The following is a 15875-nucleotide window of genomic DNA, read 5'->3' as shown; positions in this document are numbered from 1 at the left end:
CGCCCAAATCCGTTGATTGCGAGTCTGGTGGCCATGCTTTTCTCCTCCCTATTTCTGGTAAATGTTAGCGCTAACATACCTTTGAGACAAGCTACCTTTTGGGGTTCTGCCTAAATCCGTGTGGTGCCACTATCCTGAGACAGGAGAATTCAGGAGGGATAGCCGTGAATTCGAAAAGCTCTGGTCGCCCGGGTGCGAAGTTTCGGTTCAAACCGGTGAGCGAAATGTTTCAGGCAGGTGGATTCTATCCGGCAGCTTGACGCCAATCGGCATCTACCCAGACTGTGAATTCCAGTCTCCATGACGTCACGGCTGGCGATGTCGGCAGCTGCAGGATTATCCCGCGCATGGAGACGAGGCAACGGTTGATCTCGCAGTTTGCTCGTCGCATCGCCTGAATCAACGAAGAAGTCGTTGCGGGTGCCGCACAGACTCTCGTCATCGGAAACGCCAATTACCGATCAAAAACCCCGCCACATAGCGATCAAGCTCCCAAACGGGCGAGGTAATTGCTCGACGTTATGTCGCCCTTTTCAGCTGGCCAGATGCTCGAACAAACGGGCGACAGCCTCGGCACCCGGATCGATATGGCCCTCCAGTTGCTCGGCATTGATATAGCTCGCACGGCCAGCCTTTGCCGATGTCAGCGTCGCGGTGTATTTCGCCCCCTTGCGCGCCGCAGCAGCCGCTTGCGGCAAACCAGCACTCAGTGCATCCAGCGCGGGCAGCAAGGCATCGACCATCGTCCGGTCGCCAGGGTTGGCACCACCGATCTGGCGCATCCGGTCAAGGCCCGCCATCAGCGCATCCCGCATCGTCATCCCCGACGATGACGCATCCCCCGCTGCCGCAAAGAAAATCGCAAGCAGCACCCCCGACGATCCGCCCATGGTCTGGCTCAGCTCCAGCCCGATCGCACGGTAAAGCTGCGTGTGATCGGCCAAGGGCAGCCGGTCCATCGCATCAATCAACGCCCTTGCCGCACCAGCCAGAGTCGAGCCTGTATCCCCATCCCCGGATTTCGCATCGAGAAGGTTCAGATCGTTCTCGGCTGCGATCAGCACCTTGCAGCAATCGGTCAGAAATTCCCGTGTCGGCGCATGTGCTGACGCAGGCGCGCGGATCGGGGTCAAGCCATCCGGCAGCGGTAGAACGGCAGGTGCTGTCACGCTGTTACACCCCGGCCAGCCCGTCACCTTGGCAGGCGCTTTCAGGAACCCTTCGTCTCCGTCCGCGAGTTCGCATAGCGAAATCGAAAATCCGTGCATATCGAGCGCCGTCATCATCGCGCTGGGACCAACGACCAGCCGAATATACTGGCCAATCTCCGAGCCAAGCAGATTGTTGGTCAGAATCGCCATTTCAAGGCAGGACGCCCCGCCAAGGTTGTTGATCAGCGCCACATGTGGCGTCCTTGGCATATCCGCAACAAGAGCCTCAATCATCTTGGCAATCGCATCCGCTGCGCCCGCGGAGGCGACTTGCGCCACACCAGCTTCGCCATGAATACCCAGCCCAAGCTCGGCCATGCCAAATGGAATACGGTCTTCTTTCAGCGATCCGGGAACCGAACAGGTATCAAGCGAAAGCCCGATACTGCGCGAGCCTGCAATCACCCGCTTGGCGGCAATCGTGCAGGCCTCCAGGTTGGCCCCCCCTTCGGCCATCGCCCCCACGATCTTGTGGACAAACAACGTCCCCGCAAGACCGCGCGCCTGTGGCAGGCTCGGCAAGGCGACATCATCATCCACGATCACCACGCTGACCTTGTGGCCAAAGGCCCGCGCCCGCTCCGCCGCCAGACCAAAGTTCAGCCGGTCGCCCGTGTAATTCTTGACGATAAGCAGACACCCCGCCGTCCCGGTCACCGCAAGGATCGCCGCCAGAACAGCATCCACCGAAGGCGAGGCAAACACGTCGCCGCAGACCGCTGCCGTCAACATGCCCTCGCCCACAAAGCCCGCGTGGGCAGGTTCGTGGCCCGAACCGCCGCCCGAAACCAGCGCAACCTTGGATTTGTCCCAATCGGACCGCACCACCACGCGGATATGCGGATAGCCATCCAACCGCGTCAGCTTGCCCCCCGAAGCCGCAATCGTGCCGTCGATCGCTTCGGTCACCATGTCGTGCTTTTCATTGATAAAATGTTTCATGGTGGATCTCCTAGGATATGCGAGCGCCAGAGGCGTCAAAAAAGAAGGGATTGTTCGGGCGGATCTGGATGATGTCGCCTTCCTTGAGCGTTGTATGGGCATCCGTAACCGTGATCAGGTCGTGCGACTTGAACTTCAGATGCAGGCGCGTCTGGTCACCAAGGTGTTCGACCCGCTGCACAAAGCTGTCCTCGCCCTCGCCCTGCACGATCTGCTCGGGGCGCAGACCGATCTGGGCCGCCCCGCGCGGAGCCCCACCGAACACGTCTGACGGCAACACATTGATGCGCGGCTGACCCAGACGGCTGGCGGCATACACGCTCACGGGGTTTTCATATATCTCGCGCGGGCTACCGAATTGGACCAGCTTGCCGCTGTCCAGTACCCCCACATGCGTGGCCATGGTCATGGCTTCGGTCTGGTCATGGGTCACATAAAGCATGGTTGCACCTGAATCGGCCTGAATGCTTTTCAACTCGATACGCAGGTCAGAACGCAGTTTCGCATCAAGCGAACTTAGCGGCTCGTCCATCAGATAGACCGACGGTTCCCGAACCAACGCCCGACCAATCGAAACGCGCTGCATCTCGCCCCCCGACAAGGCGGTGGCCTTGTTGTCAAGCTTGTGACTGATTTGCAGGACCTCCGCGACCGCGCCTACCTTGCGATCAATCTCTGCCTGAGGGGTCTTTAGGATCGGAGACTTCAAAGGAAACTCAAGGTTCTGGCGCACCGTCAGATGCGGATAGAGCGAATACTGCTGGAACACCATCGCCACATCCCGCTGGGCAGGCGTGAGCGCGGTGACATCGCGGCCCCCGATGGTCACCGATCCGCTGTCAGGCTTGTCCAGACCAGAGACCATCCGCAGCGTCGTCGTCTTGCCTGCGCCGGTTGGCCCGAGCAGTACCACAAAGGCTCCGTCTGGAATGGTCATGGTCACTTCATCAAGGGCCATTTGGGCGCCAAAGGATTTGGAAATCCCCTTTAAGGTCACTTCAGCCACGGAACAGCACTCCTTGATTGGCTTGCGAGCGCAGCGCGGCACCGGTGTCTGCATTAAACAGCGTGATCGTGCGCGCATCGAACGCCAGTCCGGTCTGGTCGCCCGCACTGATCCGGTCCGAACTGGCCACGCGGGCTTTGACCTCGCCGTTGGCGGTCTCCAAGGTGACGATCTGGGTGGTGCCGAGGTATTCGGTTGCCTTGACGCGCCCGCGGTAAGGGGCTGCATCGTCCAGTCTCACATGCTCGGGGCGCACCCCGAACGTCAGCGCGCCATTGGCACCGTCAAGGCTGGCGGGCACAGCCAGAGCCACATCATTCAGCCGAACCTCGGTTCCGCCCTTGCCGACCATTCCGTTGAATTCGAGGAAGTTCATCGGTGGCGATCCGATAAACGCTGCCACGAACTTTGTCGCGGGCCAGTCGTAGATATCTTGCGGTACGCCGAACTGTTCAACAACACCGTGGTTCATCACCACGATCTTGTCACCCATCTGCATGGCTTCAAGCTGGTCATGCGTCACATAAACCGTGGTCGCGCTCATCCGGTCATGTAGGGCGCGCAATTCCTTGGACATATGCTCGCGAAACTCTGCATCCAGTGCGCCCAACGGTTCGTCCATGAAGAACGCCTTTGGATCGCGGACGATCGCCCGCCCAAGCGCCACCCGCTGCCGGTCGCCACCGGACAAACCGCCGACAGGCTTGTTCAGAATGTCCGTAATGCCGAGGATCTCGGCAATCTCGTCAACCTTCTTCTTTATCTGGACCTTGGGCATCCCTTGGGACCTTAGCGGATAGCTGATGTTCTTACCGACGTTCATATGCGGATAGAGCGCGAACATCTGGAACACAAAGGCGATATCGCGCTGGGACGCGGGCTTCATTCCTACCTCTTCATTGTCGATGTAAATCTCGCCAGAGGTCGGCAGCTCAAGTCCCGCCATCATCCGCAGCGTCGTGGTCTTGCCACAGCCCGAGGGCCCCAGCAGCATAAAGAACTCGCCGTCCTCGATGGTGAATGTTGACGACTTCACCGCATTGAACGCTCCGAAGTCCTTGCGCACGTTTTCTATTCGTATCTGTGCCATGACTACTCCGGGAAATGGCTGACGATGATGAACATCACCGTGCCGACAAGGGTGACAATGAACGAATAGCTATAAAGGCCAATCGCGAAGGGCTGCATCAGCATGGTGACCCCAAGTGCAATCAGAATGGTTGCCAGCATTTCCCAGGGGCCACGGCGAAACCGCAGCATGCGGTAGATGATGTTCATCATTTGCGGACCGCTCCGAATGTGATCCCGCGCAGCAGGTGCTTGCGCAACAGGATGGTGAAGACCATGACCGGCACGAGAAAGATCGTCGCCCCCGCCGCAACGGCAGGCCAGTCCTTGCCACTTGTCCCGATGATAGTCGGAATGAACGGTGGCGCGGTTTGCGCAGTGCCCGAGGTCAGCAGAACCGCAAAGGCATATTCATTCCACGCAAAGATCAGACAGAAGATCGCCGTTGATGCGATGCCTGTGGCCGCCTGCGGTAGCACCACCTTGTAGAATGCCTGAAACCGTGTGTAGCCGTCGATCAGGGCTGCTTCTTCGTATTCGATAGGGATTTCATCAATGAAGCCCTTGAGCAGCCAGACCGACAGCGAAAGGTTGACCGCAGTATAAAGCAGGATCATTCCAAGATGCGTGTCATTCAGCCCCAGCGTCCGAAACATCAGAAAAATCGGGATCGCGACCGCAATGGGCGGCATCATCCGCGTCGAGAGGATAAAGAACAGCAGATCATCCTTCAGCGGCACCTTGAACCGGCTGAATGCATAGGCCGCCATCGTGCCAAGGATCATGCACAGCGCGGTCGAGCCGAAGCCGATGATGACCGAATTCAGAAACCGCTCACCATAGCGCGACGGGCCGGAAATAACCGTGCCACGATCCCGCGCAATCTGGTCATACCATGTCTCGGCAGGACCAGCAGCTTCAAGCATATCCTCGGTAGCGCGGGTCCGGTCGGTGAACAGGTTGACATATCCCTCCAGCGTCGGCTCGAACACCACAACCGGCGGATAGGCGATTGAATCCGTGGGCGATTTGAAACCCGTCGCAATGATCCAAAGCAGCGGAACGAGGGTGATGCAGGCATAGGTAACGACCAGAATTCCGGCGAACCACTTGGTGCCCTTTGTCGGTTCTGTGACGGAAAAGCTCATCTTTCTTTCACCTTGTTCAGGGCTTTGACATAGATGCTGGCAAGGCCGAAGACGGTCACGAACAGGATCACCGCATAGGCCGAGGAATAGCCCGTGCGCCATTTCTCAAAGGCTTCCCGTTTCAGATCAATCGAGGTCAGCGTGGTCGTATTCCCCGGCCCGCCGCCTGTAAGCTGCACCACCAGATCGAACATCTTGAAATTCTCGATCCCGCGGAACAGAACGGCCAGCATCAGGAACGGCAAGGCCATCGGCAGGGTTATGGTCCAAAACTGCCGCCATTTGCTCGCGCGGTCGCACTCGGCTGCCTCATAGATACTGTCGGGAATGGATCGCAACCCCGCCAGACAGATCAGCATCACAAAGGGTGTCCACATCCATGTGTCGGCAATAATGATCGCCCAAGGGGCCAGATTGACATCGCCGATCATCGAAAAACTGGCCGGATCAGCACCGGTAAAGAACGCGACCACATAATTGAACAAACCGATCTGCGGCTGATAAAGGAACGTCCAGAAATTGCCGACCACAGCGGGCGACAGCATCATCGGAAATACGATGATCGTCGTCCACATGTCGTTACCCCTGAACTTCTTGTTGATCAGATAAGCGAGGGTAAAGCCGATCAGCACCTGCAGCGCGATCGTCCAGATCAGGAAATGCGCCGTCGCCTGCATCGTGTTCCAGACGTCAGGGTCGCTCAGAATGCGCTCGTAATTGCGCAAGCCGACCCACTCCACATCGTTATTGGGGCGGTTGACGCGAAAATCGGTAAAGCTCAGCCGGATCGTCCAGATCAGCGGAAAGATATTGACGGCCAGCAATAGAAAAATCGTAGGCGCCACGAAGATCCAGGCGATGGTCCGGTCAGACAGGCCGCGAATGCGTTTCGCGATGCCGTCGGGCGTTTTTGCCGCCGCTCTTTCCATGGGGGGAAGTGTCATGGTGTGTGTCCTTTTCGCGAGGTGAACCCCCTCGCAAATGTCCATGAAGGGTGGTCCAGCCAATCCGCAGATCGGCTGGAGCATACGTCGTCCACCCCCTCAGGAAGGGCGCCCGACAGAGAGGAGGATTACAGCTTGCCTTCGTCCTCGAACACTTCGGTCCAGTCACGCACCAGGCCGTCAAGCGCCTCTTGCGCTGTGCCTTCGCCGGCAATGACGTAGTTGTGCATCCGCTCCTGCATCGGGATCAGCAGGTCCGCATAGGCAGGTTCGGCCCAGAAATCCTTGACGATGGCCATGCTGTCCAGAAACGCCTGTGCATAGGGCTGGCTGGCCGCAAAGTCCTCGGCCTCAACAACCGCGCGCAGTGCTGGTGCGCCGCCCAGATCCCACCAGCGCTGCTGGATTTCAGGCTGTGCGAACCACTTGATGTATTCCAGCGCGGCGTCCTGTTTCTGGGAATACGCCACCACCGAAATGCCCTGCCCGCCCAACTGCGCGAACTGGCCCGCTGGCCCTGCGGGGTTCGGGAAATAGCCTGATTTGCCTCCGCCCACGTTTTCATCCGCTTCAACACCCGGCCAGATGAAAGCAAAGTTCATCTGCATCGCGACCTGCCCCGAGCGATAGGCGTCGATGTTCTCGCCCATATACCAGTTCGACGATCCCGGAGGGGTGCCTGTGTCGTAGATCTCTTTGTAAAGCTCCAGACCGGCGACCGCCCCTGCCGAGTTCACGAACCCCTCGAGGTCATAGGGCTTTTCTGGGTTTTCATATTCGAACCCGTAGTTATAGAGCACATTCGTCACGCCCATCGTGATCCCTTCGGACCCACGCTCGGTGTAGATCGCAGCGCCGTAAACGGTCGTGCCGTCAATCTCGCGCCCCTGAAAGAATGCGGCGATGTCGCGCAATTCCTCAAGCGAGGCCGGAACATCCAGTGCGCGGCCGTATTTTTCCATGAATTCAGCCTGAAGCTCGGGGCGCTCGAACCAGTCCTTGCGATAGGTCCAGCCCACAACGTCTGCATAAGCAGGCAGCGCATAGTAGTTCGGCGTGCCCTTGGGCCATTCGGCATAGCCCGTCACGGTGGCCGGCAAGAAATCATCCATGCTGATCCCGTTGGCCTCAAAGAAATCGTTGAGCTTGACGTAATGGCCGTTCTCGGCACCGCCGCCGATCCACTGGCTGTCACCGATCATCAGATCACACAGCTGCCCGCCCGAGTTCAGCTCGTTCAACATACGATCAGCAAAGCTGGTCCATGGCACGAATTCAAAGCTCATGGTGTGGCCGGATTGCGCCTCGAAATCCTTGGACAGCTCGATCAGCGCATTCGCAGGGTCCCATGCGGCCCAACACAGGGTCAGGTCCTCGGCCATAGCGGTTGTCGCCACACCGGATGCAACAATTGCACCCGCCGCAGCCGTGGTGAACAGGGTCTTTCTCATCGGGTAACTCCTCCCAGTTATGGCGGGCGCGGCTCCCCGCCACGACTCTCGCTCGCAATATTGCTAAATGAGACACGTGCCTCACTGCAAGATATTTTTGAGACACCTGCCTCATTTTGAGCTATGCAGTACTTTGAAGCGTCGTCGAAAGCCGCTATTGTGGCAGAACAAGGGTCTGATAAGTTCATGAAATTCGCGCTGATCAACGCCAAGGACATCATGCAAAGACCGACGACAAAAGATCTCGCCAAGGCTGCCGGGGTTAGTCGCGCGACCGTTGATCGGGTACTCAACAATCGCGAGGGCGTCAAAAAGCACACCGTCGATCGCGTAAACAAGGCGATCGAAGAGCTCGGATTCGTCCGGAATATCCAAGCCGCCAATCTCGCGCGATCACAACGCTACCGGTTCGTGTTTGCTCTGCCCCGCTCTGGCGATCTGTTCCTGGAAGAGATCATTCGCCACATCAACGAAGCCAACGAAACCTTCGCCGCCGACCTCATCTGGTGCGATGCCGAGCATATCAACGAAAACGACCCCCATAGCATTTCCGCGTTCCTCGCAACCCTTGATGCAAGCGAGACAACCGGCGTAGCGATCATGGCGCCGGAATCCCCTCAGGTTCGCGATGCGATCTACCGGCTGCAACAGCGCGGCGTCGCGGCCCTGCCCTTCATCGCCGACCAGTCCAGCATGGAAGAACACTGGGTCGGCACCAACCACACCGCCGCAGGTGCCACAGCGGCAACGCTCATCGGTCGGTTCAGTGCTCGTGCCCATGGCGCAGTTCTCGTAATCTCGGAAAGCATGCGATCGCGGGACAGCCTCGAGCGGCGTATTGGGTTTGACGCAGAACTCAACCGGTATTTCCCAAATCTCACCGCGCTCCCTTCGCTAGAGACCTACGGGGATGAAGCCCGCGCCGAGCAGGTCATCCAGAACGCGCTCAAGAACAACCCCGATCTGGTGGGCGTCTACATCTTGTCATCCGAGGCGCGCATCCCGTTGACGATCCTCAACGGGATTGGCGGCACATCGAGCCTCATCAAGATTGTCCATGAAAGAACACCATTTACCGAGACCGCACTGCGAGAAGGCAAACTGGACGCAGTTATTGCACAGGATCCGGGGCACCTTGTGCGAAGTGCGGTCCGGAAACTCAAGGCCATCACCGACAAGCGCGTCGCAAAAGGTTCCCAAGAGCGGATCCGTGTCGAGGTCTTGATGCGGACGAACATTTAGTTGAATCTATGCTCGTCGGACTGGCCGCACGGATTTTCGTCGCAGGCGCTACGAAATCTCATCCTACGTCTTCGCACCGCCCGATAACCTGGGCATTCGGCCTGTTCGATTGCCGGCCTGGTACGCACTTGCAAAGACACCAGAGGAAGAGACGACAGTAAGCGCCGCAGCAGTACGGCTCGAGGGCAAAGCTCTCTTTCGTCATGTAGACGCGTTGCATGACCCGATGGGTGATCCGCCGTTTGAGGGGCCCGAGATTTGCAGGCGCTTCGCTTGGTAGTTTTGGAACCAAGATGAGTCCACGCCGAGTCCCGAATGACCGCCTCGGCAACCCCGCGCCGCAGTGCCGACGAGGACAGCGCGTGTCAGTTCAGGGACGTTTGTGGCGGTTCCAACCTCGCTTTAGCGGGTAATAATGCCCGGCAGAGAATGACGGCATGGGCGCGACGTCACGGATGCTGCACGTCGCAGCAATGTCGGGTTTGGCGATGTCGCTTTGGGCATGGCGACCATGCGCGATGTCCAATCGCATCTGGCTCATTTGCCCGTTCTGACCAACCGCACCGGCCTCTTGCCGTCACGCGCGATCACGCCCTTGGCCTCAAGATCGAGCTGCACGGCCTTCAGCCACCAGCCTGCCTTCTCACCGCCGGGAAACAACTCCTGCGACAGGTTTGGCAGCAAGGCGGCTTTCGCCTCGGCGACAGTCATGCCGGGGCCCTCGGACGGCAACACCGGAAGCAAGGCGTCGCGCATGGCCATGAATTTCGCCTTGTTCACCCGTTGGACGTGGTTCGGCGATGTGATGCTCTCGATTTCGATCTTCTCGTCGGTGTCAGACATTGATCTCTCCCGTATTGGACATTTTCGGGCTACGGAACCCCATGGCGACCCAAGCCCCGAAGAGCTTGGCGAAGAAGCCAAGGCTATGCTTCTTGGCGTTGGGGATGTCGTCTGGCAGAGTGCTACCTTCCGGCAGATCCGAGGTCATCGTACGCATCGTGGGCGCAGGCTTTGTGCCGGCCGGCCAAAGTCCACTGTAGAAGCTCAGCCAATGACCGCCTTTGAACTCCAGATAGACTGGCGTGTTGCAGCAGGTAGCGATCACCCGCCTGCTTGAGGCCTCAGGCGACAAGCGGAACCCGGCCAAGGTGTCGGCCCCCGCAAGAAAACGCACGCGATCCTTGCGATACATGACGAAGGGCGTCGTGCCGTGATCCGTCACGGTTCGGGGCGCGCCCTCAAGGCGCTGCATCCGGACTGCTGCTTCGCGGCAAGATGTGCAGCAGCATTCGACGCTTTTGATCGGCTTGCCCTCGACTTCAAGGCGGGTCTGGCCGCATTTGCAAGCGATGCGTGTTGTCTCACCCATGAGCTGGCCCCTTCGCGGCAACAGCATCGAGGGCGGCAATGTCGATCTTGCCCATCCGCATCATGGCCTCGCTCACACGGACCACCACGCCCGGATCGTCACTGGCCAACAGGTCCGGCATCCGCTTCGGCACGATCTGCCAGGACACACCAAAGCGATCCACGAGCCAACCGCAAGGCCCGGCCTCGCCTCCATTTCCAGTCAGGGCACCCCAAAGCCGGTCTGTCTCGTCCTGATCCTCGGTCAACACGCTGATCGAGACAGCGGGCGTCAATTTGTGGTGAGGCCCTGCCGTCAGAATCATCATTGGCGCACCGGCCAGCGTGAACTCGACAATCATCGGATCGTTCGGCTGGCCGTTCTCGCGCACGGCTTCGATCCGACTATCTGGCACGAGCGCAACGTATTCCTGCGCGGCATCATGTCCGCCCTTCTCGAACCAGAGGCAGGTTCGAACTTTCGAGGCATGTTCCATTGTTCTGTTCTCCCGTGTAGTGGTTTGGGGTGCAGCATCAAAGCCGGACCGCCCCGCACGCAATTCAGCCCTCCTTACCGTCTACGTGGGCCTTGAAATTGTTCAGGATAGCCTGCCACCCGTCGCGCTGCATGTCGGTTGGGTTCTGTGTCTCGGCGTCGAACGCGGTAGCGACCTTGGTCGTGCCACTGTTTTCGGTGAAGGTCGTGCGGGACTTGCGGCCGTCACCGAGAACAAGTGAGAGTTCCTTGTGTGGCTCGATCTTCTCGTAGGTTCCCTGGAAGTCGAAACCCATACTGCCGTCCTTCGCCTCCATGCGAGCGATATACTTGCCGCCGGGGCGCAGATCGCTTTCGACGCGCGGGCAGCACCAGTCGTCGTTTGCGAAATTCCACTGTGTGATGTCATCCGGGGTCGTATAGGCACTCCAGGCTTCTTCCACAGAAACGGAAACGGTCGTTTCCACGGTGATCTGCTGGCGGGTCATGATCATCTCTCCCCCTTGCTGATTTCGGATGTATTTGGCCCCAACCCGAACAGGCCGCGCACATAGCGGACCAGGTGGTCGACGCTCTCACGGGCCAGGTCCGAGTCTCCGGTGGCCTTGGCGAGGATGAAGCCGCCCTGAAGGACCGCCTGTGTATGGCGGGCAAGGCTGGCGGCAGTCCAGTCCGCTTCAATCCCGCGCTGCGCTCTGGCCGCTTCGATGTCGGCCTCCAGCGTGGCGGCATGGCCAAAAATGCTGGCGGCGCAGGCATCCCGGATCGCGGGCGCGCTGTCATGTACCTCCTGCGTCATGGTCCCGACGAGGCAGGTGTATTCAAAGGTCTCGCCGCCAATGATGTCTCTGCGGAAATCCAGATAGGCCAGAACCCTGTCCAGCGGATCGTCCGGCTCATGGTAAGGCGCGCTCGCAAATAGTGCGCTGGTTGTCTCGGCCCAGAAATTCGCTGCCGCCACACCGAGCGCGTCCTTCGTCTTGAAGTGATGGAAGAACGCACCCTTCGTGACACCGGCCGACTGGCACAGGTCATCGACTGAGGTTGCGGCAAAGCCCTTACGGCGGATCACGTCGCGCGCGGCTTCCAGAAGGCGGGTACGCGCATCGCCGCGCTCGGGGAATTGCTTGGTTGGTCTTGGCATAGTCGATATATACCTTACAGTTGGTATGTTATCAACACGATTGAAAAAAGCCATCTATCGCGCAACCGGAGGCACCGAGGCTGGCACCTGCGTATTTGAGGCGCGATACCACGCGTTCAATCGGAAGCAGCTTATTCAACTCTCGTGCAGATCGACATTGCGCCCGGATGGCTTCGCCTTGAGCCCCCGCCATTGCGCCGCCTGGGAACACATGCTGGAGGCCAAAGAGGCGATCCGTGGCCTGATCGAGAAGAGCGTGCTGCATCCAGACCCCACCACTGGGCGGATGTCTGTCCACCTTCACGTCGCACTTGCGGGCATCCTGGCGCTGAGCCTTGGGGGTGCGGGGAAGTCCGGACAGCAAAAAACCTCCCTTGAACAGGAGGTTACGCAAAGTATAGAATTTTTGGTTGCGGGAGTAGGATTTGAACCTACGACCTTCAGGTTATGAGCCTGACGAGCTACCGGGCTGCTCCATCCCGCGACGGTGTATAGTCCTGATTGGTATTGGTTTTCGGACTATTTTAGGCGCATGTTTATGCGCTGTTTTTTGACGCCTATTTTATGGGAATAGGGTTTGATCGTTTTTGAGAGATACATGAGTTTTACGAGGCTTTTACCAGGTTTGGCAGCGACCTACTCTCCCACGTCTTGAGACGCAGTACCATTGGCGCGACAGCGCTTAACGGCCGGGTTCGGGATGGGACCGGGTGTTTCGCTTGTGCTATGGCCACCAAACCGGGAAAAAGCCTCGTTATGTTTGTCCTACCGCCCGGAGGGCTACTTGAGGACATTTTTTGTCCTATCGCCTATCGGCTAGTTGAGGACGGGTATCTCCAACCGTCTTGCTCCGGTTGGGGATTGGTTTCCAAGTCAGTACTCTGTGTTTTGTGTATGCTTTTGATTTGTTCTGTAACAGTCTTGCTATTACTGGATCAAATCAAGCCTATCGGGCCATTAGTACCGGTCAACTGAACGCATTGCTGCGCTTACATCTCCGGCCTATCGACGTGGTGGTCTACCACGGCCCTCAGGGATACCTTGTTTTGAGGGGGGCTTCCCGCTTAGATGCCTTCAGCGGTTATCCTGTCCGAACATAGCTACCCTGCACTGCGGCTGGCGCCACAACAGGTCCACCAGTGGTTCGTTCACCCCGGTCCTCTCGTACTAGGGGCAACTCCTCTCAAGTATCCTACACCCACGGCAGATAGGGACCGAACTGTCTCACGACGTTCTAAACCCAGCTCACGTACCTCTTTAAACGGCGAACAGCCGTACCCTTGGGACCTGCTCCAGCCCCAGGATGAGATGAGCCGACATCGAGGTGCCAAACACTGCCGTCGATATGGACTCTTGGGCAGTATCAGCCTGTTATCCCCGGCGTACCTTTTATCCGTTGAGCGATGGCCCTCCCACTTGGGACCACCGGATCACTATGGCCGTCTTTCGACTCTGCTCGACTTGTCAGTCTCGCAGTCAGGCTGGCTTCTGCCATTGCACTCAACGAGCGATTTCCGACCGCTCTGAGCCAACCTTCGCGCGCCTCCGTTACGCTTTAGGAGGCGACCGCCCCAGTCAAACTACCCACCACGCAGGGTCCCGGACCCGGATAACGGGCCGCGGTTAGACATCAAGAGTGCGAAGGGTGGTATCTCAAGGGAGGCTCCACAGGGACTAGCGTCCCTGCTTCAAAGCCTACCACCTATCCTGCACATCACAATCCTGATGCCAGTGCGAAGCTATAGTAAAGGTGCACGGGGTCTTTCCGTCTAACCGCGGGAAGCCTGCATCTTGACAGGCAATTCAATTTCGCTGAGTCTATGTTGGAGACAGCGGGGAAGTCGTTACGCCATTCGTGCAGGTCGGAACTTACCCGACAAGGAATTTCGCTACCTTAGGACCGTTATAGTTACGGCCGCCGTTTACCTGGGCTTCAATTCAGAGCTCTCACCCCTCCTTTTAACCTTCAGGCACCGGGCAGGCGTCAGACCCTATACGTCGTCTTGCGACTTCGCAGAGCCCTGTGTTTTTAGTAAACAGTCGCCACCCCCTGGTTTGTGCCCCCAGCCTCTAGTTGCCTAGAAACCGGGCCTCCTTCTCGCGAACTTACGGAGGTATTTTGCCGAGTTCCTTCAACATAGTTCTCTCAAGCGCCTTGGTATTCTCTACCAGTCCACCTGTGTCGGTTTCGGGTACGATCTAGCGATGGAGCTATTTCCAGGAACCTCTGAGCGGCCCGTTCAATCCGATAAGAACGAACAACCTTTGAGATCCGTCACTTCCATCTGGCCCAGGAATATTAACCTGGTTCCCATCGACTACGCCTTTCGGCCTCGCCTTAGGGGTCGGCTTACCCTGCTCAGATTAGCTTTAAGCAGGAACCCTTGGACTTTCGGCGAGGGTGTCTCTCACACCCTTTATCGCTACTCATGTCATCATTCTCACTAGTGATCTCTCCACGGGATCCCTCACAGGCCCGCTTCATCGAAGATTTCTTCTCCTCCATGGTGTCCCGAAGGACACTAAAGAGGATAGAAACCATGTCACACTACGCTCTGCTACCATGCCTTACGGCATCCTCGGCTTCGGCTCATGGCTTGAGCCCCGTTACATCTTCGCCGCAGGACAACTTATTTAGACCAGTGAGCTGTTACGCTATCTTTAAAGGATGGCTGCTTCTAAGCCAACCTCCTGGTTGTTTTGGTCGTCCCACCTGCTTTCCCACTTAGCCATGAATTGGGGGCCTTAGCCGGAGGTCAGGGTTGTTTCCCTCTCGACGACGGACGTTAGCATCCGCCGTCTGTCTGCCATCTAGTACTCCTCGGTATTCGGAGTTTGGTTAGGATCAGTAAGCCTGTGGGGCCCCATTACCCATCCAGTGCTCTACCCCCGAGGGTATTCGGATGACGCTCTACCTAAATAGATTTCGCAGAGAACCAGCTATCTCCGAGTTTGATTGGCCTTTCACCCCTAGGCACAACTCATCCCGACCTTTTTCAACAGGTGTGGGTTCGGACCTCCAGTTGGTGTTACCCAACCTTCATCCTGGTCATGCCTAGATCACTCGGTTTCGGGTCTGATCCATCTAACTCAACGCCCTATTAAGACTCGCTTTCGCTGCGCCTACACCTAACGGCTTAAGCTTGCTAGATAGACCAAGTCGATGACCCATTATACAAAAGGTACGCCGTCAGGGCTTATGCCCCTCCGACTGATTGTAGGCGTTCGGTTTCAGGTACTGTTTCACTCCCCTCGTCGGGGTGCTTTTCACCTTTCCCTCACGGTACTGGTTCGCTATCGGTCAGTAAGGAGTACTTAGCCTTCGAAGGTGGTCCTCCGATCTTCAGACAGAATTTCACGTGTTCCGCCCTACTTGATACGTCCCTCAAAGCTTCCCATACGGGGCTGTCACCCGCTATGGCTGCGCTTCCCAACGCATTCTGGTCACTTATTGGGCTCGGCTGGTCCCCGTTCGCTCGCCGCTACTAGGGGAGTCGCTATTGCTGTCCTTTCCTCCGGGTACTTAGATGTTTCAGTTCTCCGGGTTTGCTCTTTAAGACCTATGTATTCAGTCAAAAAGTACCTGTTTCAGCCCGTTATAAACTGCCAAAAGGCAATTATAACAAACTGTCAGGTGGGTTGCCCCATTCGGAAATCCATGGATCACAGCTTATTCTCAGCTCCTCATGGCTTATCGCAGAGTATCACGTCCTTCATCGCCTCTTACTGCCAAGGCATCCACCAAACGCCCTTCTCGCGCTTGATTTGATCCAGAACTAGCAAGACTTGCGCCTTGCGCGACAACAGAAGCTGGTAAGAAACTGTTGCCATAATTCCGGTATCAAAAGCATACTTTTCCCGCCTGGTTCTTGG

13 protein-coding genes, 1 tRNA gene and 2 rRNA genes are annotated in these 15875 nt (G+C 57.7%); 1 reads left to right on the top strand and 15 read right to left on the bottom strand.

Annotation, left to right across the window (positions count from 1 at the left end):
• Window positions 1–533: 533 nt before the first annotated feature.
• From RAK1035_RS08720 to RAK1035_RS08690, 7 genes are all read right to left on the bottom strand, one after another.
• The gene (locus RAK1035_RS08720; RefSeq protein WP_008281714.1) at window positions 534–2153 is read right to left on the bottom strand and encodes a dihydroxyacetone kinase subunit DhaK; all 1620 of its coding nucleotides are present in this window, start codon (window positions 2151–2153) and stop codon (window positions 534–536) included.
• Between the two features lie 10 nt (window positions 2154–2163).
• Entirely contained in the window at window positions 2164–3159 is a 996-nt protein-coding gene (locus RAK1035_RS08715; protein ID WP_037298045.1) for an ABC transporter ATP-binding protein, read from the bottom strand.
• Window positions 3152–4249, bottom strand: a complete 1098-nt coding sequence (locus tag RAK1035_RS08710; RefSeq protein WP_037298043.1) for an ABC transporter ATP-binding protein — start codon at window positions 4247–4249, stop codon at window positions 3152–3154. The genes RAK1035_RS08715 and RAK1035_RS08710 overlap by 8 nt, the downstream gene beginning before the upstream one ends.
• A 2-nt stretch (window positions 4250–4251) precedes the next feature.
• Complete coding sequence (locus RAK1035_RS08705; protein ID WP_008281710.1) at window positions 4252–4440, bottom strand: hypothetical protein; 189 nt, start codon at window positions 4438–4440, stop codon at window positions 4252–4254.
• Window positions 4437–5375, bottom strand: coding sequence for a carbohydrate ABC transporter permease (locus tag RAK1035_RS08700; protein ID WP_008281709.1), 939 nt, complete (start codon window positions 5373–5375; stop codon window positions 4437–4439). The genes RAK1035_RS08705 and RAK1035_RS08700 overlap by 4 nt, the downstream gene beginning before the upstream one ends.
• Window positions 5372–6319, bottom strand: coding sequence for a carbohydrate ABC transporter permease (locus RAK1035_RS08695; protein ID WP_008281708.1), 948 nt, complete (start codon window positions 6317–6319; stop codon window positions 5372–5374). Before RAK1035_RS08695 ends, RAK1035_RS08700 begins: the two co-directional genes overlap by 4 nt.
• Before the next feature lie 128 nt (window positions 6320–6447).
• Window positions 6448–7770: an ABC transporter substrate-binding protein gene (locus RAK1035_RS08690; RefSeq protein ID WP_037298039.1), complete on the bottom strand. Its 1323-nt coding sequence runs from the start codon at window positions 7768–7770 to the stop codon at window positions 6448–6450.
• Between the two features lie 186 nt (window positions 7771–7956).
• Here RAK1035_RS08690 and RAK1035_RS08685 point away from each other — a divergent pair, with 186 nt between their 5' ends.
• A complete protein-coding gene (locus RAK1035_RS08685) occupies window positions 7957–9012 on the top strand; it encodes a LacI family DNA-binding transcriptional regulator (RefSeq protein ID WP_050775768.1) in 1056 nt (351 codons plus the stop codon).
• Window positions 9013–9549: 537 nt separating this feature from the next.
• Here the strand turns inward: RAK1035_RS08685 and RAK1035_RS08680 are convergent.
• From RAK1035_RS08680 to RAK1035_RS08645, 8 genes are all read right to left on the bottom strand, one after another.
• Window positions 9550–9855 carry a DUF6958 family protein gene (locus RAK1035_RS08680; protein ID WP_008281705.1) on the bottom strand — a complete coding sequence of 102 codons (306 nt, stop codon included), beginning with the start codon at window positions 9853–9855 and terminating at the stop codon, window positions 9550–9552.
• Window positions 9848–10384: a GFA family protein gene (locus RAK1035_RS08675; RefSeq protein WP_008281704.1), complete on the bottom strand. Its 537-nt coding sequence runs from the start codon at window positions 10382–10384 to the stop codon at window positions 9848–9850. The genes RAK1035_RS08680 and RAK1035_RS08675 overlap by 8 nt, the downstream gene beginning before the upstream one ends.
• A complete protein-coding gene (locus RAK1035_RS08670) occupies window positions 10377–10859 on the bottom strand; it encodes a VOC family protein (protein WP_008281702.1) in 483 nt (160 codons plus the stop codon). The genes RAK1035_RS08675 and RAK1035_RS08670 overlap by 8 nt, the downstream gene beginning before the upstream one ends.
• 64 nt (window positions 10860–10923) lie before the next feature.
• On the bottom strand, window positions 10924–11352 hold the full coding sequence (locus RAK1035_RS08665; RefSeq protein WP_008281701.1) for an SRPBCC family protein: 429 nt from the start codon (window positions 11350–11352) through the stop codon (window positions 10924–10926).
• Entirely contained in the window at window positions 11349–12002 is a 654-nt protein-coding gene (locus RAK1035_RS08660) for a TetR/AcrR family transcriptional regulator (RefSeq protein ID WP_008281700.1), read from the bottom strand. Before RAK1035_RS08660 ends, RAK1035_RS08665 begins: the two co-directional genes overlap by 4 nt.
• A gap of 407 nt (window positions 12003–12409) precedes the next feature.
• Window positions 12410–12486 (bottom strand) — tRNA-Met (locus RAK1035_RS08655).
• 139 nt (window positions 12487–12625) lie between these two features.
• Window positions 12626–12740: ribosomal RNA gene (rrf, locus tag RAK1035_RS08650) — 5S ribosomal RNA — on the bottom strand.
• Window positions 12741–12938: 198 nt separating this feature from the next.
• A 23S ribosomal RNA gene (locus RAK1035_RS08645) occupies window positions 12939–15768 on the bottom strand.
• Window positions 15769–15875 lie beyond the last annotated feature (107 nt).

The sequence above is a fragment of the Roseovarius sp. AK1035 genome (assembly GCF_003288315.1).
In the GTDB taxonomy this organism is placed as follows: Bacteria; Pseudomonadota; Alphaproteobacteria; order Rhodobacterales; family Rhodobacteraceae; genus Roseovarius; species Roseovarius mucosus_A.
This window is presented reverse-complemented; position numbering and strand designations above follow the sequence as displayed.

Bases quoted from the DNA above. Each gene is read 5' to 3' on its own strand.
- RAK1035_RS08700 (WP_008281709.1), bottom strand. From the start codon at position 5,375: ATGAGCTTTTCCGTCACAGAACCGACAAAGGGCACCAAGTGGTTCGCC.
- RAK1035_RS08705 (WP_008281710.1), bottom strand. From the start codon at position 4,440: ATGATGAACATCATCTACCGCATGCTGCGGTTTCGCCGTGGCCCCTGG.
- RAK1035_RS08660 (WP_008281700.1), bottom strand. From the start codon at position 12,002: ATGCCAAGACCAACCAAGCAATTCCCCGAGCGCGGCGATGCGCGTACC.
- RAK1035_RS08680 (WP_008281705.1), bottom strand. From the start codon at position 9,855: ATGTCTGACACCGACGAGAAGATCGAAATCGAGAGCATCACATCGCCG.
- RAK1035_RS08685 (WP_050775768.1), top strand. From the start codon at position 7,957: ATGAAATTCGCGCTGATCAACGCCAAGGACATCATGCAAAGACCGACG.
- RAK1035_RS08670 (WP_008281702.1), bottom strand. From the start codon at position 10,859: ATGGAACATGCCTCGAAAGTTCGAACCTGCCTCTGGTTCGAGAAGGGC.
- RAK1035_RS08695 (WP_008281708.1), bottom strand. From the start codon at position 6,319: ATGACACTTCCCCCCATGGAAAGAGCGGCGGCAAAAACGCCCGACGGC.
- RAK1035_RS08710 (WP_037298043.1), bottom strand. From the start codon at position 4,249: ATGGCACAGATACGAATAGAAAACGTGCGCAAGGACTTCGGAGCGTTC.
- RAK1035_RS08690 (WP_037298039.1), bottom strand. From the start codon at position 7,770: ATGAGAAAGACCCTGTTCACCACGGCTGCGGCGGGTGCAATTGTTGCA.
- RAK1035_RS08665 (WP_008281701.1), bottom strand. From the start codon at position 11,352: ATGATCATGACCCGCCAGCAGATCACCGTGGAAACGACCGTTTCCGTT.
- RAK1035_RS08720 (WP_008281714.1), bottom strand. From the start codon at position 2,153: ATGAAACATTTTATCAATGAAAAGCACGACATGGTGACCGAAGCGATC.
- RAK1035_RS08675 (WP_008281704.1), bottom strand. From the start codon at position 10,384: ATGGGTGAGACAACACGCATCGCTTGCAAATGCGGCCAGACCCGCCTT.